A 254-nucleotide genomic window follows, 5' to 3' on the forward strand; every position below is an offset into this window, starting at 1 on the left:
CCAAGCTCCTATAGCTTCAAGCAATGAGTCATGACTAGGGCGCTATAATTGAGCTGCCACACAGTCCTGTAACAGCAATCACAAAGCCCGAGTATCGATGCCCACGCTTTATCATCATCCCATGTCATCCGCATCTCGCTTCGTCCGGCTGATCCTGGCGGAATACGGCTATCAGACGGATCTGATCGAGGAGCAGACATGGGAGAAGCGCCGGGATTTCCTGGCGCTCAATCCGGCCGGCACGCTGCCGGTCT

General features: G+C 55.5%; 1 protein-coding gene. It reads left to right on the plus strand.

The window, feature by feature from the left end:
* Nucleotides 1-97 precede the first annotated feature (97 nt).
* On the plus strand, nucleotides 98-254 hold a 157-nt coding region (locus tag EOD29_RS33440; protein ID WP_164764030.1), incomplete at its 3' end, for a glutathione S-transferase family protein.

This window comes from Mesorhizobium sp. M1A.T.Ca.IN.004.03.1.1, assembly GCF_003997555.1.
In the GTDB taxonomy this organism is placed as follows: domain Bacteria; phylum Pseudomonadota; class Alphaproteobacteria; order Rhizobiales; family Rhizobiaceae; genus Mesorhizobium.